Source organism: Streptomyces sp. NPDC031210, assembly GCF_055570395.1.
Window position 1 is genome coordinate 175,634 of sequence record NZ_JBVIHH010000004.1, and the last position, 23,115, is coordinate 198,748.

Below are 23,115 nucleotides of genomic sequence, written 5' to 3' on the forward strand. Positions count from 1 at the left end.
CGCCGGTGACCCGCCGGGCGCCCGACCTCGGCCGTATGGGTCGCATTCGTCGCATGCGTCGCCGCCCGGCGGTCACCAACCGGGCGGCAGCGTCGAGGGCGGCGGGGCGTGCGGGGGCCGCCGGGCGTCCACGGCGGGCCCGTACGCCGCCGTCTCGTCCGCCACCGGGCGCGGCCGCGGCGCGCCCGGCCGGGCCGCCACGACCACCGCGGCGAGCCCGGCGAGGGCCAGGAAGGCCGCGGTGCCCAGTTCCAGTTGGGCGCGGGCGGGCAGGACGGGGAAGCGGGCCGCCTGCCCGGTGCCGGCGGTGAAGACGAGCGCGGCGGCGCCATGGGCGGACAGCAGGGCGCCGACGGCGATCGTCACGGGCCCGGACCACGAGGCCCGGCGCAGCGCGGCGGCCGCGGCCCCCAGGGCCAGCAGGGCGAGGGTGGCCGCCTGCCAGTGGACCGGGGGCTGGAGCAGCGCGCGGAAGACGGAGGCGTCACCGAGCAGGCCCTTGCGGTAGGTGTCCCAGCCGAGCTCCAGCAGCCAGTGCACCTGCCAGGCGGCGATCAGCGCGCCGCAGGCGCCCAGCAGGAGGGCCGCCGCGCGGGCCGCTGCCCGGCGGGGCCGGCCGGGCGTCTCGGGCGCCGGGCCCTGGGGTGCGGCGCGGACCATTCCGTACGCCGTGAGCGCCGCCGCAGCGGGCCGCGCGCGGGCACCGGGCAGTCCGCGGGCAGCGACCAGTCCACGGGCAGCGGACAGCCCGCGCGTGTCGCGGGCGCCGGCCGGGCGCCGCCCCGCCGCGAGCACCGCGAACAGGACGGCCGCCAGCGCGAGCTGGGCCAAGGCGGTGGCCCGGGCCCGTCCGGTGAGCGCGCCGTCCAGCCCCTGGAGCCAGCCGGCGCCCAGCACCCACAGCAGCGGCAGGCGGCAGAGCGCCGTGACGGCGGCGACGGCGGCCAGCGCGCCGGCGGCCACCGCGGAGGTGACGGCGGCGCGCAGCGCGGCGACGGCGGCGGTGAGCGCGCCGAGCACCAGCAGCGGTTCGAGCGCGGAGGTGGCCCAGGCGGTGAATTCGCGCGGGCGGCGCGGCTCGCCCAGCCACGTCCACCACAGGTCGGCGCCCTGCTGGGCGGCGGCCAGGTCCCGGAGGATCCAGGCCGCGTTCAGCAGGGCGAGCAGCAGGCAGGTCAGGGCGCCGATGCCGCGCGCGCCGCGGGTGAGCGGGTGTGGCGGCGTGGTGGACACGGCCCGCCCCCCGTCCGTGTCGATGTGCCTGGTCATCCCCGGCGCCGGCCGTATACCGGGGCGCCTACCGCAGGTCTACTCCCCTCCCGCCATTTGGACAACCGCCCGGGCGTCAAACACGGGCAAAACGGCGGCCGGCCGGGGCGTCTTGCGGCGCTCCGACCGGCCTACGGCACCCGCACGGCCGTACGTTGTTCAGCATGGCGCGTCCGTATATCGGTGTTGCGACAGCCAAGTTGCCTTCATGTAAAAGCAGTTAGCACGGATATGTCCCTCATGCCGTACATGACGGCCCGTTGTCAAGCACGCCCGTGCGTCGATCTGCGTAATGTTCGCTCAAGATGCGGACGACCTGTGCACCAGCACACCTCATGCCCTTGACTCCGCCATAAATCACTTGCGAAAGTCCGCTCATCCAGCGGTGCGAATCGGCGCCGCTTCACGTTCCAAGAGAACTCGGCGCGGGGGCACTTCGCGATGACTAGTCCATCCCAGACCGCGGCTGCACAGTCCGACACCCCAGGACTTGGCCCCGAAGGTCTGAAGAAGGAGAAGGACCGTAAGGGCGGTGAGCTCGTCGGTCGTTCCCCCGGCCAATTGATGTGGATGCGTTTCAAGCGCGACCGCACCGGAGTGGTCTGCGCGATCGTGGTGGCCTTCTTCTTCCTCGTCGCGGCGTTGGCGCCCGTTATCGGGGCCCTGTACGGCAAGGACCCGTACACCCTCTACGGCAACGAGGACGCCACGCTCTTCGATGAGTTCGGCTATCCGGCCGGCCCCAACGGCGGCATGTCTCCCGAGCACTGGTTCGGCATCGAACCCACGCTCGGCCGCGACGTGTTCATGCAGTTGATCTACGGGATGCGGATGTCGCTGGGCATCTCGGTGGCGGTGACCATCCTGACGGTCATCACCGGCATCCTCATCGGCGTCACGGCCGGCTATCTGGGCGGCAAGACCGACTACCTCCTGAGCCGGGTGATCGACTTCCTGCTCGCCTTCCCCAGCCAGCTCACGTTCGTGGCGTTCATGCCCGTAGTGGTGGCTCTCTTCGTCCCGCCGGGCGATGAGACGCCCACGTATGTGCGGGTGTGCGCGCTGGTCATCGTCCAGTGGTTCCTCGGCTGGATGGGTCTGGCACGTCTGCTGCGCGGTCAGGTGCTGTCGCTGCGCGAACGCGAGTTCGTCGAGGCCGCGAAGATCACCGGCGCGTCACCCTGGCGGATCATCCGCAAGGAGCTCCTGCCCAACGTCGTCACGCCGGTGCTGGTGCAGAGCACCTACATGCTCCCGCTGTTCGTGACCGCCGAGGCCGGTCTTTCCTTCCTGGGCGTCGGCATCATGGAGCCGACGCCCGACTGGGGCCGCCTCTTCCAGGCCGGAGCTCGCTACTACGAGAACGACCCGACCTTCCTTCTGATCCCGGCCGCCGCGATGCTGACCTTCGTGCTCTGTTTCAACCTGCTCGGAGACTCGGTCCGGGACGCGTTCGACCCCAAATCCGGGCGCTGATCGCTCACTCAAGGGGGTTGCTGTCGCCCCCGCACCGGGCTCGTACCGGATGCGTCAGACAGCACATCCGGACAACAACTGACAGGCAGGTGCTTGGAACCTCATGAACGCTCTTTCTACGCGCAGAGCACGCGCCGTGATCGTGGCCCTCGCGGCCGGTTCACTCGCACTGACGGGCTGCAGCGGCGGCAGCAGCTCCGGCAAGAACAACTCGCAGACGGACAAGGACGCGGCGGGCCAGTCGAAGGCGGTGCCGCTCGGCAAGGCCGAGGACTCCGTGGGCCCGGCGGCCGCGGTCAAGGGCGCCAAGCCCGGCGGCACCATCCGCGTCTTCCAGCGTGACAGCTACAACCACCTGGACCCGGCGCAGATGTACGTCAGCGACATGAAGGTCCTCTCGCAGTTGATCTTCCGCGGTCTGACCACCGTCAAGCAGGACGACAAGGGCAGCGCGAAGATCGTGGGCGACCTCGCCACCGACTCGGGCCAGATGTCGGACGGCGGCAAGACCTGGAAGTACACGCTCAAGGACGGCGTGAAGTTCGCCGACGGCAAGCCGATCACCTCGAAGGACATCCGCCACACCTTCGAGCGCCAGTACGCGAAGTTCGTCACCGACGGCCCGACCTACATCCAGCAGTGGCTGTCCGGCTCGGGCACCAGCTACCGCAAGGCGCTGCCGGACGGTCCGTACAAGGGCGACCACCTGCCCAAGAGCGTTCTGGACACCCCGGACGACAAGACCATCGTCTTCCACTTCAAGCAGCCGCAGTCGCAGCTTCCGTACGCGCTGACCATGCCGGGCTACAGCGCGGTGCCCGAAGGCGCGAAGGACACGAAGGACAAGTACGACGTCGCGCCGGTGTGCGCGGGCCCGTACAAGATCGAGTCGTTCAAGTCGGGCAAGTCCATGAAGCTGGTGAAGAACGCCAACTGGGACCCGAAGACGGACCCGATGCGCCACCAGTACCCCGACGGCTTCGACATCACCTTCAACCACCAGGCGTCGGACTCCACCAAGCGCCTGATGGCCGACCAGGGCGAGGCGAAGAACGCGGTCAGCTTCACCAACGCGGTCGAGCCGACGCTCACCAAGAACGTGCTCGACAACGACAGCGCCAGCAAGCGCCTGGTGCAGGGCTACCAGCCCTACGTCTGGCAGATGAACTTCAACATGGACCGCATCAAGGACAAGAAGATCCGCGACGCGATCACCTACGCCCTGCCCAACGGCCAGATCGTGCGGGTCAACGGCGGCAGCTACGGCGGTGAGATCGCGGGCGGTCTGCTCGCCCCGACCGTCGGAGGCTACGAGAAGGGCTACGACCCCTACGGCAAGATCAGCCACCCCAACGGCGAGCCGGAGAAGGCCAAGAAGCTGCTCAAGGAGGCCGGCAAGACGGGCATGAAGCTCGTCTACGCCTACTCGAACACCGAGGCGCGCCAGAAGGAAGCCGTCGTCATCGAGGACGCGCTGACCAAGGCCGGCTTCGACGTGCAGAAGAAGGAGATCGACGCGGCCTCCTGGTACGAGCAGATGGGCAAGGTCGACAACGGCTTCGACATCTACATGACCGGCTGGGGCCAGGACTGGGCGGACGCCTCCACCGTCATCCCGCCGTCGTACGACGGCACCGCGATCCAGGACGGCGCCTCGAACTACTCGCACGTGAACGACAAGCACGTGAACGCCGAGATCGCCCGCATCTCCAAGATCGCGGACGCTGCGAAGGCGACCGAGGAGTGGGAGACGCTGCACAAGTACATCGTGGAGAAGGTCAACCCGGCCGCTCCGGTCTTCTACACGAAGCTCCTGCAGCTCCACGGTTCGAACGTCGGCGGTGCCCGCTACAACGTGGACGCCAGCTACCTCGACCCGACCACGCTGTTCCTCAAGAAGTAAGCACCTTCGAAGGCACCCCGGAGAGCGCGCGCACGGCGGAGCGCGCGCCCTCCGGGGCCTTCCCCGCCACCCCTCACACCCACTGCCGCCGCCGTCCTGAGAGCAGCGAACTGCCATGCTTCAATTCCTATTTCGCCGGACGTTCGGCGCCCTTGTCATCCTTGTCCTGCTCAGCGCCTTCACCTTCTTCGTGTTCTTCGCCGCCGGCGACCCGGCCACGATGTCCTGCGGAAAGAACTGCACCGCCGACAACATCGCGCTGATTCACCAGAACCTCGGCCTGGACAAGCCGCTGCCCACGCAGTACTGGGATTTCCTCTCCGGGATCTTCACCGGGCGGGAATACAGCGTCGGCCCCTGCCCCGCCCCCTGCTTCGGCTACTCCTTCGCCACCAAGCAGCAGGTGTGGGCCACCATGATCGACCGGCTGCCGACCACGGCCTCGCTGGCCATCGGCGGCGCCGTCGCGTTCCTGACGGTGGGACTCGGCACCGGCATGCTCGCCGCGTGGAAGCGCGGCACCGCGGTGGACAAGATCGTCACGTCCATCTCGATGGTGCTCAGTTCGGCGCAGATCTACATCCTGGGACCGATCGCCCTCGGCATCTTCGTCTACAGCGGCCTCATGGAGTCGCCGAAGTACGTGGAATTCACCTCGGACCCCGCCGGCTGGTTCATGGGACTGCTCATTCCCTGGCTCGTCATGTCGACGATCTTCACCGCGCAGTACACCCGTATGTCCCGCTCGACAATGATCGAGCAGTTGCAGGAAGAACACGTCCGCACGGCGAAGGCCAAGGGCATGTCCCGCTCCTATGTGTTCCTGCGGTACGCGTGGCGCGGTTCGCTCATTCCCATCGTGACCATTCTGGGCATGGACCTGAGTTCGCTGTTCGGCGGCGCGATGATCACCGAATTCACCTTCCAGCTCACGGGCATCGGCCGTCTCGCGATCAACTCCGTCACCACCCTCGATCTGCCCATGGTCCTCGGCGTGCTGATCTTCAGTGCCGCGCTGATCCTGGTGTTCAACATCATCGTGGATGCGACGTACGCCTTCATCGACCCGCGCGTGCGCCTGTCCTAGGAGAGCCTGAAGTGACCACACTGACCAAGACTGAGGGCGCTCCGGTCCCGACCGGATCGGACCCCTTCCTCTCCGTCCGCGACCTGCACGTGCGGTTCTCCACCGAGGACGGCATCGTCAAGGCGGTCGACGGCCTCTCCTTCGATCTGGAGCGCGGCCAGACGCTCGGCATCGTCGGCGAGTCGGGTTCCGGCAAGTCCGTGACCAACCTCGCCGTGCTGGGGCTGCACAACCCCAAGTCGACCGAGATCACCGGGGAAATCACCCTGGACGGCCAGGAGCTGACCGGGGCCAGGGAGAAGACCCTGGAGCGGCTGCGCGGCAACAAGATGGCCATGATCTTCCAGGACGCGCTGACCGCCCTGTCGCCGTACTACACGGTCGGCCGGCAGATCGCCGAGCCGTTCATGAAGCACACCGGCGCGAGCAAGCGCGAGGGCCGGCAGCGCGCGATCGAGATGCTGACGAAGGTCGGCATCCCGCAGCCCACCCTGCGGGTGGACGACTACCCGCACCAGTTCTCCGGCGGTATGCGCCAGCGCGCGATGATCGCCATGTCTCTGGTGTGCAACCCCGAGCTGCTGATCGCGGACGAGCCGACCACCGCCCTGGACGTCACCGTCCAGGCGCAGATCCTGGACCTGCTCAAGGACCTCCAGCAGGAGTTCGGCTCGGCGATCATCCTGATCACCCACGACCTCGGCGTGGTCGCGAACACGGCCGACAGCCTCCTGGTGATGTACGCCGGCCGGGCCGTGGAGCGGGGCTCGGTCAAGGAGGTCCTCACCCAGCCCCAACACCCCTACACCTGGGGCCTGCTGAGTTCGATGCCGCGGCTGTCCTCGGACGTGACCGAGACGCTGCACCCGATCCCCGGCACCCCGCCCAGCCTGCTCAACCCGCCCTCGGGCTGCGCGTTCAACCCCCGCTGCACCTTCACTCACGAGGTCGGCGGCGACCTGTGCACCCAGGAGCGCCCGCCGCTGGCGCTGGGCCGCGCCGCCGCCTGCCACCTGAGCGACGAGCAGAAACACTCTTTCTTCACCGAGCAGATCAAGCCCCGGCTGGGCTAGGGAGCGACCACCATGACAGAGAACGCCACCCTCCCCACGCCCCGCGACGCGACCCCCGCCCAGGGCGAACCGCTGCTGACGGCCGAGGGGCTGACCAAGCACTTCCCGATCCACGGCGGCTTCCCGTTCAAGCGGAAGGTCGGCGCCGTGCAGGCGGTCGACGGCGTCGACCTGACCGTGCACGCGGGCGAGAGCTTCGGCCTGGTCGGTGAGTCCGGCTGCGGCAAGTCCACCACCGGGCGGCTGCTGACCCGGCTGATGGAGCCGACGTCCGGCAAGATCACGTACGCGGGCCAGGACATCACGCACGCCGGACGCAAGGCGCTGGCCCCGGTCCGGTCGCAGATCCAGATGATCTTCCAGGACCCGTACGCCTCGCTCAACCCGCGGCAGACGGTCGGCACCATCATCGGTGGCCCGATGGAGATCAACGGGATCAACCCGGTCGGCGGCCGGGAGAAGCGGATCCGTGAGCTGCTGGAGACCGTCGGCCTCAACCCGGAGCACTACAACCGCTTCCCGCACGAGTTCTCCGGCGGCCAGCGCCAGCGCATCGGCGTGGCCCGCGCGCTCGCCCTGGAGCCGAAACTGATCATCGCCGACGAGCCGGTCTCGGCCCTGGACGTCTCCATCCAGGCGCAGGTCGTCAACCTGCTCCAGGACCTCCAGCGGGAGCTGGGCATCGCGTTCCTGTTCATCGCCCACGACCTGGCGATCGTGCGGCACTTCAGCGAGCGGGTCGCGGTGATGTACCTCGGCAAGATCGTCGAGGTGGGCAGCCGCGACGAGATCTACAACCGCCCGCGCCACCCGTACACCCACGCCCTGCTCTCGGCCGTGCCGGAGGCGAAGCTGGTGGAGTCCGAGGAGGAGGACCGCGAGCGCATCCGCCTCGCCGGTGACGTGCCCTCCCCCGTCAACCCGCCCTCCGGCTGCCGCTTCCGTACGCGCTGCTGGAAGGCGCAGGACAAGTGCGCGACGCAGGAGCCGCCGCTCGTCCAGATCGGCGGGAACCAGGCCGGGCACCTGACGGCCTGCCACTTCCCGGAGGAGCCGACGACCGCGGCCCGCGACGAGGACATCATCCTCGACCCGGCCCTGGCGGCGATGGAGGAGGCCGCGCAGTCCGGCGACAGCGGCCCCGGCAAGACCCTCTGACGCGCGTCGGAGCCCTTCGCGCGTGACGGCCGGAGCCCGCCTCCCCCACTGGACGGGGAGGCGGGCTCCGGCCGTTCTTCGCGCCGCGCCGGCCGCTGGCCCCTGTCGCTCGGCCGCCGGCCCTAGTCGCTCCCCACCACCTGCCGTTCCTCGGCGAAATGGCAGGCCGAGTCGTGGGCGGCCGGGCCGCCGGTGGCGCGGAGGGGTTCGGGGATCTCCAGTGGGGGGACCACCCGGGCGCACACCTCCTGGGCCTTCCAGCAGCGGGTGCGGAAGGGGCAGCCGGAGGGCGGGTTGGCCGGGGAGGGCACGTCGCCGGACAGCAGGATGCGGGTGCGGTGTTCGCGGGCTTCGGGGTCGGGCACGGGGACTGCGGAGAGCAGGGCCTGGGTGTAGGGGTGGGTGGGGTGCTCGTAGATCTCCTCGTCGGTGCCGGTCTCGGCGAGCTTGCCGAGGTACATCACCGCGACCCGGTCGGAGAGGTGCCGTACGACGGACAGGTCGTGCGCGATGAAGACGTAGGACAGGTCGAACTCGTCCTGGAGTTTCTCCAGGAGGTTGACGACCTGGGCCTGTACGGAGACGTCGAGCGCGGAGACCGGCTCGTCGGCGACGATGATCTCCGGGCGCAGCGCGAGGCCGCGGGCGATGCCGATGCGCTGGCGCTGGCCGCCGGAGAACTGGTGCGGGTAGCGGTTGATGTACTCGGGGTTGAGGCCGACGACATCCAGCAGGTCCTGGACCTTCTTGCGCCGGTCGCCCCTGGGGGCCACCTCGGGGTGGATCTCGTAGGGCTCGCCGACGATGTCGCCGACCGTCATCCGGGGGTTCAGGGACGTGTAGGGGTCCTGGAAGACCATCTGGATGTTGCGGCGGACGGCCTTCAGCGCGCGGCCGGACAGCTTGGCGATGTCCTCGCCGCGGTAGTGGATGTGACCGGCCGTCGGCTTTTCCAGGCCGACCAGCATCTTGGCGACCGTCGACTTCCCGCAGCCCGATTCGCCGACGATGCCGAGCGTCTCGCCCTTGCGCAGGTCGAAGGAGACGCCGTCCACGGCCTTGACGGCGCCGACCTGTTTCCTGATCAGGATGCCGCGGGTGAGCGGGTAGTGCTTGACCAGGTCCCGGACCTCCAGGATCGGTTCGCCGGCCGCCGCCGGGCCGCCGTCACCGTGCCGCATCGAGGGTCTCCTTCCAGAAGTGGCAGGCGCTGGCGCGGCCGGGTCCGACGTCGTAGAGCGGCGGCCGGTCGGTGCGGCAGATGTCCTGGGCCAGCGGGCAGCGGGGGTGGAAGGGGCAGCCCGGGGGGATGGCGGTCAGGTTGGGCGGCAGTCCCTTGATGGCGAACAGCTCCTGGCCCTTGCGGTCGAGCCGGGGGATGGATTCGAGCAGGCCGCGGGTGTACGGGTGCGCGGGGGCCTTGTAGAGCTGGTGGACGGGGGCGGTCTCGACGATCCGGCCCGCGTACATCACGGCGATGGTGTCGGCGACGTCCGCGACCACTCCCAGGTCGTGGGTGATCAGGATCAGCCCCATGGTGAACTCCCGCTGGAGCTCGGCCAGCAGGTCCATGACCTGGGCCTGCACGGTGACGTCGAGGGCCGTGGTGGGCTCGTCCGCGATGATCAGGTCGGGGCCCAGGGCCAGCGCCATCGCGATCATGATGCGCTGGCGCATCCCGCCGGAGAACTGGTGCGGGTAGTCCCCCACCCGGTCCCTGGCGGCGGGGATGCCGACCCGCTCCATCAGCTCCACGGCCCTGCCGCGGGACTGCTTGCGGGACATGCCCTCGTGGACCTGGTACATCTCCCCGAGCTGGGCGCCGACGCTGAGTACGGGATTGAGGGACGACAGCGCGTCCTGGAAGATCATCGCCATCTTCGCGCCGCGGATGCGGCGGCGCTCGTCGCTGCCCAGCTTGAGCAGATCGCGGCCCTGGAAGAAGACCTCGCCGCCGGTCACATAGCCCGGCGGCGAGTCGAGGATGCCCATGACGGCCTGGGCGGTGACGGACTTGCCGGAGCCGGACTCGCCGAGCACGGCCAGCGTCCGGCCCGCCGTCACCCGGTACGACACGCCGTTGACGGCCTTGGCGACGCCGTCGCGGGTACGGAACTCCACCCGCAGGTCGCGCACGTCGAGCAGGGCCGGCTCGTCCGCCGCCGGCTCCTCGCCGGCCGGTTTCTTGGCCGCCGGCGCCTGTGTCACCGGTACCGCGCCCGCGCGGTCGCCCGCCGGCCCCGGCGGGCCGCCGGCCGCCCGCCGGTGGCTGTCGATCCGCTCCGGGCCCTCGCCCGCCGGCCGGCCCTCGTCGCTCGTCATCTGCCGGCTCCTCAGCGCAGTTTGGGGTCGAGGGCGTCGCGTACGGCGTCGCCGAGCATGATGAACGCCAGCACCGTGACGCTCAGTGCCCCGGCCGGCCACAGCAGCATGTGCGGGGCGTTGCGGATGTAGCCGGAGGCCGAGGAGATGTCGATGCCCCACGAGACGGTGGGCGGTTTCAGGCCCGCGCCGAGGTAGGACAAGGTGGCCTCCAGCGCGATGTAGGTGCCCAGGGCGATGGTGGCGACGACGATCACCGGGGCGACGGCGTTCGGCGCGATGTGCCGCAGCAGCATCCGCGTGTTGCCGGCGCCCAGTGCCCGCGCGGCGTGGACGTAGTCGTTCTGCTTGGCGGTGACCACCGCGCCGCGGGCGATGCGCCCGATCTGCGGCCAGCCCAGCAGCACGATGAAGCCGACCACGGGCCAGACGGTGGTGCTGACGACGACGGAGAGGAAGACCAGGCCGCCGAGGACCACCGGGATGCCGAAGAAGATGTCGGCGAGGCGGGAGAGGAGGGTGTCCCACCAGCCTCCGAAGAAGCCGGCCAGCCCGCCCAGCAGGCTGCCCAGGAGGGCGGCGCCGGCCGTGGCGCAGACGCCGACGGTGATGGAGGCGCGGGCGCCGTAGACGACCCGGGTGTAGACGTCCCGGCCCTGCGTGTCGAAGCCGAAGGGGTGGCCGGGGGCGGAGCCGTGCTGGGCCTTGGACAGGTCGGCGCGGTAGGGGTTGCCGTCGGCGATCAGTTGCGGCCACAGGGCGATGATCACGAGGAAGACGATGATCAGCGCGGAGACCACGAAGACCGGGTTGCGGCGCAGGTCGTGCCAGGCGTCGCTCCACAGGCTGCGCGCCCTGCCGGTCCCGCCGCCGGGCGGGCCGCCCCCCGGCGCGCGCTCCAGCGATTCCGCCTCCCCCATGGCCAGGGCGGCGCTTCCGCCGTCGCCGTGGGTGACGGCTTCCTTCGGGACGTAACGCTCAGGCATAGCGGATCCTCGGGTCGAGGACGGCGTAGAGGAGGTCGACGAGGAGATTCGCGAGGAGGAACACCAGCACCAGGATCGTCACGAAGCCCACGACGGTCGGCGAGTTCTGCCGCAGGATTCCCTGGTAGAGCTGGAATCCGACGCCGTGGATGTTGAAGATGCGCTCGGTGACGATGGCGCCGCCCATCAGCGCGCCGATATCGGTGCCGATGAAGGTGACGACGGGGATCAGCGAATTGCGCAACAGGTGCCGGGTGATGACGCGGTGGCGGGGCAGCCCTTTGGCGACGGCCGTACGGACGTAGTCGGCGCGGGCGTTCTCCGCGATGGAGGTCCGGGTCAGCCGGGTGACGTACGCGAGGGAGACCAGCGCCAGCACCACGCCGGGCAGCAGGAGTTCGTCGAGCGGGGCGTCGGTGGAGACGGCGGGTTTCACCCAGCCCCATTTCACGCCGAAGAGGAATTGCAGTACATAGCCGCTGACGAAGGTCGGGATGGAGACCACGACCAGGGTGAGGACCAGCACCGAGGTGTCGATGGTCCGCCCGCGCCGGAGGCCGCTGAACACCCCGAGGACCAGTCCCACGACCATTTCGATGACGATGGCGACGAGGGTGAGCCGCAGGGTGACGGGAAAGGCGTCCGCCATCAGTTCGGTGACCTTCTGGCCGTTGAACGCGGTGCCGAAATCGCCCTGGAAGATCTGGCCCATGTAGTGCAGGTACTGCTTCCACAGCGGCTGGTCGAGGTAGAGGTCGGCGCGGATCTGCGCGGCGGTGGCGGGGTCGGGTGCGCGGTCGCCGAACAGCGCGGCGACGGGGTCGCCCAGCGCGTACACCATGAAGAAGATCAGGAACGTACTGCCGATGAACACCGGGATCATCTGGAGCAGCCGCCGGATCACATAGCGTCCCATGAGGGCTCCAGGTTCTGGGGGACGGGCGGACGCGAGCGGGGAGGGGAGCGGGCGCGCGCGGGGACGGCGCCCGCCGCCCTCAGGTCACCTTGATCTCGTTGTAGACGGGCACGCTGAAGGGATTCAGCGACACATTGCCGATCCGGTCGGAATAGCCGCCGCTGCCGTTCTGGTACCACAGCGGAATGGACGGCATCTGCTCGGCGAGGATCTTCTCCGCGTCCTGGAATTTCGCCACCGCGTCGCCGGTGTCGGTGGCGGCGTTCGCCTCGTCGACGAATTTGTCGAAGTCCGGGTCGCTGAACTTGCCGTCGTTGGAGGAGGCGTCGGTGTAGTACAGCGGCTGGAGGAAGTTCTGGATGAGCGGGTAGTCCATCTGCCAGCCGGCCCGGTAAGGCCCGGTCAGCTTGTGTGCGGTGATTTTGCTGCGGAAGTCCGCGAAGGTGCCGACCGGGGCGCCGACGCACGCGTTGTCGTCGTCGAGCGTGTTGTTGATGCTGTTGCAGATCGCGTCGACCCAGTCCTTGTGGGAGCCGGTGTCGGCGTTGTAGGTGATGGTCATCTTGCCGCCGGGCAGGCCGCCGCCGTCCTTGATGAGCTGCTTGGCCTTGTCCGCGTCGAATGCGCAGGCGTCGCCGCACAGCCCGTCCTTGTAGCCGCCCTCCGCCTTCAGCACCGGCGAGGTCCAGTCCGTCGCGGGCGTGCGCGTCTTTTGGAAGATCTCCTTGGTGATCTGCTCGCGGTCGATCGCCATGGAGATCCCGCGCCGCACCTTGTCCTTGCCGGCCCCGCTCCATTTCTTGTCGTACATGGGGAAGGTGAGCGTCTGGATGATGCCGGCCGGCTGGTTGATGTACCGGTCGCCCAGGTCCGTTTTGACGTTCTTGAGCTGCGCGGCCGGCACGTCGTCGACCAGGTCGAGGTTGCCGGCCTGGAGGTCGGTGTAGGCGGTGTTGTTGTCGGTGTAGACGCGCAGGTCGATGCCGCCGTTGCGGGCCGGGTCCTTGCCCGGGTAGTCGTCCCACTTGCGCATCTTCATCGCGGAACCCTTGGTGTAGGACTCCACGACGTACGGCCCGTTGCCGATGGGCTTCTTCACCCATTCGTCGTGCTTTTGGTAGAAGGTCTGCGGCAGCGGCATGAAGACCGTGTAGCCGAGCGTGTCGGGCCAACTGGAGAATTTCTGGTTGAGCTTGACGGTGAAGGTCTTGTCGTCCTTCACCACAAGGCCGGACATCGTCTTCGCCTTCGGCGTGCCGCTCGCCGGGTGCACCTGTTCGTAGCCGTCGATGTACCGGAAGAAGGGGGCGTTCTTCTGCTTGTTGTCCAGCAGCGCGCCGTAGTTCCAGGCGTCCACGAAGGATTTGGCGGTGACCTTCTCGCCGTTGCTGAAGGTCCAGCCGCCCTTCAGCGTCACGGTGTAGTTCTGCGAGTCCTTGGTTTCGATCTTTTCGGCGAGGACGTTCTCGGCGGCACCGGTCTTGGGGTTGTAGCGCTTGAGTCCCCGGAACAGCATCTCCAGGACCTTGCCGCCCTGGACCTCGTTGGTGTTCGCCGGCTCCAGCGGGTTCTGCGGATCCCCCCAGGAGGCACTGACCACCGCGGAGCTGTCCGCACCGCCGCCGCCTCCGCAGGCCGTGGCCGCGAGGGCGACGGCCACCGCGCCGACGGCCCACTTCGCGCGCGTGACTCCGCGCATGGGTGCCTCCTCAGTCCTCGGTCGCACTTAGGCCACATAAGAACGTAAAAGAGGACGAAAAGCACAGATCTGGCTGCCGTCACTGCCCCGGAAGCCCGAGAAACCAGCCATATGCCCGAGCGGAACGCGCGAACGCCCCGCCGGAGGTGAAGTCCGGCGGGGCGTTCGCGGTGCCGCGCTGCGGCGGCGGTGGTGTCAGCGCTTGGCGCGCGACGCGGCGCGGCCGCGCTCCTTCTGGTCCAGGACGACCTTGCGGATACGCACGGTCTCCGGGGTCACCTCGATGCACTCGTCGTCGCGGCAGAACTCCAGCGACTGCTCCAGGGAGAGCTTGCGCGGGGGGACCACGTTCTCGGTGGTGTCCGCGGAAGCCGCACGCATGTTGGTGAGCTTCTTCTCCTTGGTGATGTTCACGTCCATGTCGTCGGAACGCGAGTTCTCACCGATGATCATGCCTTCGTAGACCTCGGTACCGGCCTCGGTGAAGATCACACCCCGCTCCTGGAGGTTGATCATCGCGAACGGCGTGACCGTACCGGCGCGGTCGGCGACCAGCGAACCGTTGTGGCGGGTGCGGAGCTCGCCGAACCACGGCTCGTGGCCCTCGAAGAGGGAGTGCGCGATGCCGGTGCCGCGGGTCTGGGTCAGGAACTCCGTACGGAAGCCGATCAGGCCGCGCGACGGCACGATCCACTCCATACGGATCCAGCCGGAACCGTGGTTGGTCATGGTCTCCATGCGGCCCTTGCGGGTCGCCATGAGCTGCGTGATGGCGCCGAGGTGCTCCTCGGGGGAGTCGATCGTCAGGCGCTCGATCGGCTCGTACGTCTTGCCGTCGACCTCCTTGGTGACGACCTCGGGCTTGCCGACGGTGAGCTCGAAGCCCTCCCGGCGCATGGTCTCGACCAGGATGGCCAGCGCCAGCTCGCCGCGGCCCTGGACCTCCCACGCGTCGGGACGCTCGGTGTCCAGGACGCGCAGCGAGACGTTACCGATCAGCTCGCGGTCGAGGCGGTCCTTGACCTGGCGGGCGGTGACCTTGTGGCCCTTGCCGCCCTTGCCGACCAGCGGCGAGGTGTTCGTGCCGATGGTCATCGAGATCGCCGGCTCGTCGACCGTGATCAGCGGCAGCGCGATCGGGTTCTCCGGGTCGGCCAGCGTCTCGCCGATCATGATGTCCGGGATGCCGGCGACGGCGCAGATGTCGCCGGGGCCGGCCTTCTCCGCGGGCTTGCGGGTGAGCGCCTCGGTCATCATCAGCTCGGTGATGCGGACGTTGGACATGGTGCCGTCACGCTTGATCCACGCGACGGTCTGGCCCTTCTTCAGCTCGCCCTGCTCGACGCGGAGCAGTGCGATACGGCCGAGGAAGTTGTCCGCGTCGAGGTTGGTGACGTGCGCCTGGAGCGGGGCGCTCTCGTCGTACTCGGGCGCCGGGACGTGCTGGAGCAGGGTGGTGAAGAACGGCTCCAGGTTCTCGCTGTCGGCCGGGACGGTGCCGTCCTCCGGCTTGGTCAGCGAGGCGACGCCGTCACGGGCGCAGGCGTAGACGATCGGGAACTCGATCTGCTCCTCGTCCGCGTCCAGGTCCAGGAAGAGGTCGTACGTCTCGTTGACGACCTCGTCGATCCGGGAGTCGGGGCGGTCGGTCTTGTTGATGCACAGGATGACCGGCATCCGGGCCTGGAGGGCCTTGCGCAGCACGAAGCGGGTCTGCGGGAGGGGGCCCTCGGAGGCGTCGACCAGGAGGACGACCGCGTCCACCATCGACAGGCCGCGCTCGACCTCGCCACCGAAGTCGGCGTGGCCGGGGGTGTCGATGATGTTGATCGTGATGGGCTCCCCGCCGTCCTTGGGGTGGTACTTCACGGCGGTGTTCTTCGCCAGGATCGTGATGCCCTTCTCACGCTCCAGGTCGTTCGAGTCCATCATGCGGTCGTCGAGATGCTCGGCGGCGTGGGCGGCGAAGGCACCTGCCTGCTTGAGCATGGCGTCGACGAGGGTCGTCTTGCCGTGGTCGACGTGGGCGACGATGGCTACGTTACGAATGTCGTGGCGGGTGGGCATACTGGCGGCGCTTCTCCCGGAATCGTGGGTGGCGACGCGTCCATCCGGTACGCGCGCCTGCCGGGCATGAAGACGCCACGGCCTCACCCCATCGTACGGGGCTGTGGCGGGATTGGCCGCCCCAGCCCGTACGTATGCCCTATGACCTGCGATTTCTCACCATTTGTTGGCTAGCTCTTCGTGTAGCCGATGTCCTGGAAGCGCGGGGAGGCGAAACCGAAGGCGCCGACGTTGGCGAGCGCCTTCTTCGTGGCCACCAGTTCGGGCCGCTGGTAGAGCGGAATCGATCCGGCCGCGGCCCAGATCCGCGCGTCCGCCTGCTCCATCAGCTTGTGCGAGGCGTCCTCGTCGAGTTCGGACGTGGCCCGCTCCAGGAGCTGGTCGATGTGGTCGGAGCCGACGCGGGTGTAGTTCTGCTCCACGGTCAGCGAGCCGTCCGGCGCGGGCTGCGGCTTGGCGTAGATCGGCCGGGCGTCGGTGGCCGGGAAGGCGGTGCCGGGCCAGGAGTACAGCGCCAGGTCGTAGTCGCCGGAGGCGATGTGGTCCTGGAAGTAGCTGGTGTCGGGGACCCGCTGGACGGCGGTCTGCACGCCGATCTTGGAGAGCATCGCGGCGATCCGGCGGCCGACGTCGCGAAGCTGCTGGGAGCCGGCGCCGTCGGGGAGCACGAAGCGCAGGGTCAGCGGCTTGCCGTCCTTCTTCATGACGGGCACCTTGGCGGCCTTCCCGCCCGTCTTCCCGCCCGCCTCGGCGTCGGCGGCGGGCCGGACGGCGGCGCGCCGGGCCGGGTGGGCGGCCGCGTCCTCCTGGGCGGCGGACGCGGCGACTGCGGAGGCGGCCGCCTCGCGCTCCTGGGCGGCCTTCGCCTCGCGTGCCTGGGCGGCGCTCATCGGCCGGGGGCCCGCGTGGCCGCCGGAGCCGGGCAGGTGCGGGCCCTGGCCGGTCTCGATCAGCTCGGCGGCGCCGAGCGCCTGCGCGGCGAGCCTCTGGTACCGCCGGGCCTGGGCGTGGGCCGCGGAGGAGGTGTCCCCGTCGGCCGCCTTGTCCTGGGCCGCGGCCTCGGCCTTGTAGATCGCCGCGCTCTGCCGCAGCAGGGCCGCCTGCTGGACCTCGGAGCCCACCGCGCCCGTGAAGGACAGCGGCGCCTCGGCGGCGGCCGGCCGGATGTCGGCCTCCTTGTCGTCGGCCGGGGCGAGGGCGCCGGCCGGCGGTGCGTCGCCGGCCGCGGGCGGCGCGCCCCGGCCGTCGTCGGTCTCCGGGCCGGCCGGCCCGGCCGACTTCGACGGCGCTGCCGGGCCCGGCTTCGCCGACGGGGAGGCGGCGGCTCCCTCGGAGGCCCCGGCCGCCGGCGCGCCCGGCTTCCGCCCGGCGGACCGCGGGGTGACGGCCGGCCCGGCGCCGTCGCCCGGCTTCCAGCCGGCCTCGGCCAGCAGGGCCTTGGCCGCCTCGGTGTCCTGCCCGCCGAGCGCGTCGCTGTGGTCCTCGTAGCCGGGCTGGGCGGCCATCAGCAGATGGCTGCCGAGCGGCCGGGCGGGCAGGCCGAGCGGCTTGAGGACGGTGTCGGCGAGCGCCTGGCGGTCCAGGGCGCGGGCCACCGCCCGGCGGACCCGCTCGTCGGTGAGGGGCCCGGTGCTGCCGTTGAGGGCGAGCTGGGTGTACGCGGGCTCCAGGGCCTTGCGGATCGTGTAGCCGCGCAGCGCCGCGCTCCCGGCCGCGGCCTTGGCGTCCGTACCCGCGTCGGCGCCTTGCGGTCCGGCCTGGCCACCGTCCTTGCCGGAGCCGGCCGGGCCGCCGGCGGAGGCGACCCTCTTGGCGGCCACCTGGTCGACCTCGGCGACGTCGATGGTGCCGGCGGCCAGCGCCGCGGACCGCTTCTCGTGGGGCAGCGCCTCCAGGACGAGCGTGTCGAGCTTGGCGGGCGCGCCCCACCACCTGGGGTTGCGTACGAGGGTGACGCGGCCGCTCGCCTTGTCCCGGCTCTGGACGGTGAACGGGCCGGCGGCGACCGCCAGCCGCTCGCGGGCGCCGTCGTTGAAGGCGTCGGCGTCGCCCATCACGCTCTTGGGGTAGAGCGGCGTGAACAGGGCCCGCCAGTCCGCGTAGGGCTTGGCGAAGGTGACCTTCACCTCGTGCGGGCCGGCGCCCTGTTCGACCTTGTCGATCCGGTCGTAGCCGGTGTTGCGGGCGGTCCAGAAGGCGTTGTCCTTGCCGCGCAGCGCGTTCCACTGGGCGACGAAGTCGCCGGCGCCGATCGCCCGGCCGTCGCTCCACCGGGCCTTGGGGTTGAGCTTGTAGGTGACGACCTGTCGGGGTTCGCGGGCGCTGATGTCCGCGGCGTCGAGGTAGTCGGCGTTGCGCTGCGGCCGGCCGTTGCCGTCGACGGTGAACAGGCTGGGCAGGACGGCGCCGGTGACCTGCGAGGTGGTCGCGTCGGCGTCGGCCTGGAAGGCGTTGAAGGTGCTGGGCAGGCCGTCCACGGCCCAGCGGACGGTGCCACCGTCCTTCAGCCGGTCGCGGGCGGCCGGGGCGATGTCCTGTGACGCCGTGGCGGATTCCGGGGAATCGTCGCCGGCGCATCCGGCCAGTACGGGCAGGGGGAGCAGCACGCCCGCCGCGAGGAGCGCGGCACAGCGGCGCCCGCGGGACGCGGCACCTGGGCTGACGTGGTCGGTCATGACTGTTACCTCCGGGCTCGCCCGCGCCGCACCGAGCCGCCGCACCTGGGGCTTGTCCCGCGCAACACGTTCGGCCGACTTTGCGGCTCATCACATCTATGGCTCCCCCACTGAAATCGACCGGGTGAAGCCCGGCGGCCCGACACGTCGGCCGCCGTGCCAAGGCCACCCGGCCGGCCCAACGCCGCGCGGGCCGGCCGGCGGTGCGCGGGGCCCGGCGCGCGGCAGCCGAAACGCACCGGTCCGCCGCCGCAATCGCGCCGGATCTCTTCCCAACCGCGACTGTGACGCGCGACACTCGCAGGCGCATGAGATCGCCCACCACACCTTCGGAGGTGAGGCACGTCATGTCCCTGCACGATGACCTAGCGGCGGTACAGCGCAGCCTGGAGGATCTGGTCCGGTCCGTGGAGCGGCTGGAGCGGAGCGCCGGGGGCGGGCTGGAGATACGCCGGGTGCGCAGCGACACGGACCATCTGCGCGAGAGCCTCACCCTGCTGAGGGAGAGCGCCGCGGCCACCGCCCCGGGCGTTCCGGCCCAGGCGATGGTGTGGGTTCCCGAAGCGCCCTACGACCCGGCGCTGTGGGCCGGCGCCGAAGAGGAGGGTTTGGGCGCGCACGACCGCCGGGCACCCTAAGTGCCATTCCCGGCACCCTGAGTGCCACCCCCGACGCCCGCCCCTCTGCCCATTCCAGCCCCGCCCCGACGGAGCCCCTTACACGGAGACCGACGTTGGCCACTGGTACCGAACCCTCACCACGGAGCGGCGCGAGCGGCGTGCATGACGCCTCACGCGCCGCCATCCCCGCCCGCCATCTGCGCACCGACCGCTGGTGGCTGGCGCCGGCCGGCACCGCCGCCGGACTGCTCGCGTTCATCGTCTACTCCACCTGGCGGGCGTTCGCCAACGGCGACTACTACCACGCGCCGTATGTCTCGCCCTTCTACTCGCCGTGCCTGGCCGCCAACTGCGCGCCGATGCACGGCGGCCCGAACTGGGAGCTGTTCGGCGGCTGGTGGGCGCTGTCCCCCGCGCTGCTGATCCTGATCTTCCCGCTGGGCTTCCGCCTGACCTGCTACTACTACCGCAAGGCGTACTACCGCGGCTTCTGGGCGTCGCCGCCGGCCTGCGCGGTCGCCGAACCGCACGGGAAGTACACCGGCGAGACCCGCTTCCCGCTGGTCCTGCAGAACATCCACCGCTACTTCTTCTACTTCGCGGTGCTGGTCGCCGGCGTCCTGACCTACGACACGGTGCTCTCCTTCCGCGACGAGCACCACGCCTGGGGCCACATGGGCCTGGGGTCGCTGGTCTTCCTCGTCAACATCGTGCTGATCTGGGCGTACACCCTCTCCTGCCACTCCTGCCGGCACATCGTCGGCGGGCGGCTGCGGCACTTCTCCCGGCATCCGGTGCGCTACCGGCTGTGGGGCTGGGTCAGCGGGCTCAACGCGCGGCACATGCAGCTCGCCTGGGCCTCGCTGATCAGCGTGGCCGCCGCCGACTTCTACGTGTTCCTCCTGGCCACCGGGGCCTTCGACGATCCGAGGTTCTTCTGATGGCGCATCTGGACCGGCAGGAATGGGACGTGGTCGTGGTGGGCGCCGGCGGCGCCGGGCTGCGGGCCGCCATCGCGGCCCGCGAGGCGGGCATGCGGACGGCCGTGATCTGCAAGTCCCTGTTCGGCAAGGCCCATACGGTGATGGCCGAGGGCGGTATCGCGGCCAGCATGGGCAACGTCAACGAGGGCGACAACTGGCAGGTGCACTTCCGCGACACGATGCGCGGCGGGAAGTTCCTCAACAACTGGCGGATGGCCGAACTGCACGCCCGGGAGGCCCCGGACCGGGTGTGGGAGCTGGAGACCTGGGGCGCGCTGTTCGACCGGACGCCGGACGGCCGGATCTCCCAGCGCAACTTCGGCGGCCACGAGTACCCGCGCCTGGCGCACGTCGGTGACCGTACGGGCCTGGAGCTGATCCGCACCCTCCAGCAGAAGATCGTCTCGTTGCAGCAGGAGGACGAGCGGGAGTTCGGCGCGTACGACGCCCGGCTGAAGGTCTTCCAGGAGTGCACGGTCACCCGCGTGCTCACCGCGGGTGCGCCCGGCGGCTCCGGGACGGGCGGGCGGGTGGCGGGCGTGTTCTGCTACGCGCGTGAATCCGGCCGTTTCTTCGTGCTCGACGCCCCGGCGGTGGTGCTGGCCACCGGCGGCATCGGCAAGTCCTTCAAGGTGACCTCGAACTCCTGGGAGTACACCGGGGACGGCCACGCGCTGGCGCTGCTGGCCGGCGCGCCGCTGATCAACATGGAGTTCGTGCAGTTCCACCCCACCGGCATGGTCTGGCCGCCGTCGGTCAAGGGCATCCTCGTCACCGAGTCGGTGCGCGGCGACGGCGGGGTGCTGCGCAACAGCGACGGCAAGCGGTTCATGTTCGACTACATCCCGGACGTCTTCAAGGACAAGTACGCCGAGACCGAGGCCGAGGGCGACCGGTGGTACGACGACCCCGACCACAACCGCCGCCCGCCCGAACTGCTCCCCCGCGACGAGGTGGCCCGGGCCATCAACACCGAGGTCAAGGCGGGGCGCGGCTCGCCGCACGGCGGCGTCTTCCTGGACGTCTCCACGCGGATGCCGGCCGAGGTCATCCAGCGCCGGCTGCCGTCCATGCACCACCAGTTCAAGGAACTGGCGGATGTCGACATCACGGCCGAGCCGATGGAGGTGGGCCCGACCTGCCACTACGTGATGGGCGGGGTGGAGGTGGACCCGGACACGGCCGCCGCGACCGGCGTACCGGGGCTGTTCGCGGCCGGTGAGGTGGCCGGCGGAATGCACGGCTCCAACCGGCTGGGCGGCAACTCCCTGTCCGACCTGCTGGTCTTCGGCCGCCGGGCGGGGCTGCACGCGGCGAAGTACGCGGCGGCGGTGACCGACCGGCCGGCGCCCGATACGGCGCAGACCGACGCCGCCGAGGCGGAGGCGCTGCGTCCCTTCAGCGCCGAGGAGACCGGGCCGGGCGGTGCGGGGCAGGCACCGGCGGAGAATCCGTACACCCTCCACCAGGAGCTCCAGCAGACGATGAACGACCTGGTCGGCATCATCCGCAAGGAGAGCGAGATGACGCAGGCGCTGGAGCGGCTGGCGGACTTGCGGGTCCGGGCCCGGCGGGCGGGTGTCGAGGGCCACCGGCAGTACAACCCGGGCTGGCATCTGGCCCTGGACCTGCGGAACATGCTGCTGGTCAGCGAGTGTGTGGCGCGGGCGGCGCTGGAGCGCGAGGAGAGCCGCGGCGGGCACACCCGCGAGGACCATCCGGGGATGGACCGCGACTGGCGCGCCGTCGTCCTGGTCTGCGAACTGGCCGGGCAGGGCGAGGCCGACGCGGCGCCGGGCCGGATCCGGCTCTCCCGCCGCGTCACCCCGCCGATCCGCCCCGACCTGCTCGGGCTCTTCGAGAAGGAGGAGCTGGTGAAGTACCTGACGGACGAGGAGCTGAGCCGGTGAGCGGGCAGCAAGCGGCCGGGGAGGAACCGGTCGGGGAAGAGCCGGCCGGGGGCGAGGCGGCCGGGGCTTCGGGCACCTACACCGCGCACTTCCGGGTGTGGCGGGGCGACGCGAGCGGCGGCGGGCCGGCGGATTTCCGGGTCGAGGTCCATGACGGCGAGGTGGTGCTGGACATCATCCACCGGCTCCAGGCCACCCAGGCGCCCGATCTCGCCGTCCGCTGGAACTGCAAGGCGGGCAAGTGCGGTTCGTGCAGCGCGGAGATCAACGGGCGGCCACGGCTGCTGTGCATGACGCGGATGTCGGTCTTCGGGCGGGACGAGACGATCACCGTCACGCCGATGCGGGCGTTCCCGGTCGTCCGTGATCTGGTCACCGACGTGTCGTTCAACTACACCAAGGCGCGCGAGATTCCGGCGTTCGTCCCGCCGCCGGAGCTGGGACCCGGCGAGTACCGCATGCGGCAGGAGGATGTGGGGCGTTCGCAGGAGTTCCGCAAGTGCATCGAGTGCTTCCTGTGCCAGAACACCTGCCATGTGGTGCGCGACCACGAGGAGAACAAGCCGCTCTTCGCCGGTCCGCGCTACTTGATGCGGATCGCGGAGCTGGACATGCACCCGCTGGACGCGGCCGACGAGGCGGGCCTGGACCGGGGGCGGACCGCGCAGGACGAGCACGGGCTGGGCCTGTGCAACATCACCAAGTGCTGTACGGACGTGTGCCCCGAGCACATCAAGATCACCGACAACGCCCTGATCCCGTTGAAGGAGCGGGCCGCGGACCGCAAGTACGACCCGCTGGTCTGGCTCGGCAACAAGATCAGGCGGCGCGGCGCATGAGCGACTGAGGACGCGGCCCCGCGACGCTCGCGGCGGCGGTGGGGGGGGGGGGGGGGGGGGGGGGGGGGGGGGGGGGGGGGGGGGGGAGGGGGGGGGGGGTGGCGCCCTCTTCCTATCTCTCCCTTCCTCCCA

17 protein-coding genes are annotated in these 23,115 nt (G+C 70.2%); 9 read left to right on the forward strand and 8 right to left on the reverse strand.

The window, feature by feature from the left end:
* Positions 1–72 precede the first annotated feature (72 nt).
* Positions 73–1,269, reverse strand: coding sequence for a hypothetical protein (locus ACZ45Z_RS10290; protein WP_468359157.1), 1,197 nt, complete (start codon positions 1,267–1,269; stop codon positions 73–75).
* Positions 1,270–1,710: 441 nt separating this feature from the next.
* On the opposite strand from ACZ45Z_RS10290, the gene ACZ45Z_RS10295 reads away from it, so the two are divergent.
* The 5 genes from ACZ45Z_RS10295 (at position 1,711) to ACZ45Z_RS10315 (ending at position 7,966) form a co-directional block, all read left to right on the forward strand.
* Positions 1,711–2,745: an ABC transporter permease gene (locus ACZ45Z_RS10295; RefSeq protein ID WP_468359160.1), complete on the forward strand. Its 1,035-nt coding sequence runs from the start codon at positions 1,711–1,713 to the stop codon at positions 2,743–2,745.
* Positions 2,746–2,848: 103 nt separating this feature from the next.
* On the forward strand, positions 2,849–4,648 hold the full coding sequence (locus tag ACZ45Z_RS10300; protein WP_468359163.1) for an ABC transporter substrate-binding protein: 1,800 nt from the start codon (positions 2,849–2,851) through the stop codon (positions 4,646–4,648).
* 115 nt (positions 4,649–4,763) lie between these two features.
* Positions 4,764–5,735, forward strand: a complete 972-nt coding sequence (locus ACZ45Z_RS10305; RefSeq protein WP_468359166.1) for an ABC transporter permease — start codon at positions 4,764–4,766, stop codon at positions 5,733–5,735.
* 11 nt (positions 5,736–5,746) lie between these two features.
* Positions 5,747–6,808, forward strand: coding sequence for an ABC transporter ATP-binding protein (locus tag ACZ45Z_RS10310; protein ID WP_468359168.1), 1,062 nt, complete (start codon positions 5,747–5,749; stop codon positions 6,806–6,808).
* Between the two features lie 12 nt (positions 6,809–6,820).
* Positions 6,821–7,966: an ABC transporter ATP-binding protein gene (locus ACZ45Z_RS10315; protein WP_468359171.1), complete on the forward strand. Its 1,146-nt coding sequence runs from the start codon at positions 6,821–6,823 to the stop codon at positions 7,964–7,966.
* Positions 7,967–8,088: 122 nt separating this feature from the next.
* Here ACZ45Z_RS10315 and ACZ45Z_RS10320 read toward each other — a convergent pair whose 3' ends face one another.
* The 7 genes from ACZ45Z_RS10320 to ACZ45Z_RS10350 all read right to left on the reverse strand — a co-directional run bounded on the left by ACZ45Z_RS10320 (position 8,089) and on the right by ACZ45Z_RS10350 (position 18,631).
* Positions 8,089–9,147, reverse strand: a complete 1,059-nt coding sequence (locus tag ACZ45Z_RS10320) for an ABC transporter ATP-binding protein (protein ID WP_468359174.1) — start codon at positions 9,145–9,147, stop codon at positions 8,089–8,091.
* The gene (locus tag ACZ45Z_RS10325) at positions 9,134–10,174 is read right to left on the reverse strand and encodes an ABC transporter ATP-binding protein (RefSeq protein ID WP_468359786.1); all 1,041 of its coding nucleotides are present in this window, start codon (positions 10,172–10,174) and stop codon (positions 9,134–9,136) included. Before ACZ45Z_RS10325 ends, ACZ45Z_RS10320 begins: the two co-directional genes overlap by 14 nt.
* A gap of 125 nt (positions 10,175–10,299) precedes the next feature.
* The gene (locus tag ACZ45Z_RS10330) at positions 10,300–11,274 is read right to left on the reverse strand and encodes an ABC transporter permease (protein WP_468359176.1); all 975 of its coding nucleotides are present in this window, start codon (positions 11,272–11,274) and stop codon (positions 10,300–10,302) included.
* Positions 11,267–12,190, reverse strand: a complete 924-nt coding sequence (locus ACZ45Z_RS10335) for an ABC transporter permease (RefSeq protein ID WP_468359179.1) — start codon at positions 12,188–12,190, stop codon at positions 11,267–11,269. The genes ACZ45Z_RS10330 and ACZ45Z_RS10335 overlap by 8 nt, the downstream gene beginning before the upstream one ends.
* Positions 12,191–12,269: 79 nt before the next feature.
* Complete coding sequence (locus ACZ45Z_RS10340; protein ID WP_468359182.1) at positions 12,270–13,889, reverse strand: peptide ABC transporter substrate-binding protein; 1,620 nt, start codon at positions 13,887–13,889, stop codon at positions 12,270–12,272.
* Between the two features lie 195 nt (positions 13,890–14,084).
* Positions 14,085–15,956, reverse strand: coding sequence for a translational GTPase TypA (typA, locus tag ACZ45Z_RS10345; RefSeq protein WP_468359185.1), 1,872 nt, complete (start codon positions 15,954–15,956; stop codon positions 14,085–14,087).
* A 170-nt stretch (positions 15,957–16,126) separates the two neighbouring features.
* Complete coding sequence (locus ACZ45Z_RS10350) at positions 16,127–18,631, reverse strand: ABC transporter substrate-binding protein (RefSeq protein WP_468359188.1); 2,505 nt, start codon at positions 18,629–18,631, stop codon at positions 16,127–16,129.
* Positions 18,632–18,978: 347 nt separating this feature from the next.
* Here ACZ45Z_RS10350 and ACZ45Z_RS10355 point away from each other — a divergent pair, with 347 nt between their 5' ends.
* From ACZ45Z_RS10355 to ACZ45Z_RS10370, 4 genes are all read left to right on the forward strand, one after another.
* A complete protein-coding gene (locus tag ACZ45Z_RS10355; protein WP_468359191.1) occupies positions 18,979–19,269 on the forward strand; it encodes a hypothetical protein in 291 nt (96 codons plus the stop codon).
* A 95-nt stretch (positions 19,270–19,364) separates the two neighbouring features.
* Complete coding sequence (locus ACZ45Z_RS10360) at positions 19,365–20,192, forward strand: hypothetical protein (protein WP_468359194.1); 828 nt, start codon at positions 19,365–19,367, stop codon at positions 20,190–20,192.
* On the forward strand, positions 20,192–22,144 hold the full coding sequence (locus tag ACZ45Z_RS10365; RefSeq protein WP_468359197.1) for a fumarate reductase/succinate dehydrogenase flavoprotein subunit: 1,953 nt from the start codon (positions 20,192–20,194) through the stop codon (positions 22,142–22,144). Before ACZ45Z_RS10360 ends, ACZ45Z_RS10365 begins: the two co-directional genes overlap by 1 nt.
* Positions 22,141–22,983: a succinate dehydrogenase/fumarate reductase iron-sulfur subunit gene (locus ACZ45Z_RS10370; protein WP_468359200.1), complete on the forward strand. Its 843-nt coding sequence runs from the start codon at positions 22,141–22,143 to the stop codon at positions 22,981–22,983. Before ACZ45Z_RS10365 ends, ACZ45Z_RS10370 begins: the two co-directional genes overlap by 4 nt.
* Positions 22,984–23,115: the final 132 nt, after the last annotated feature.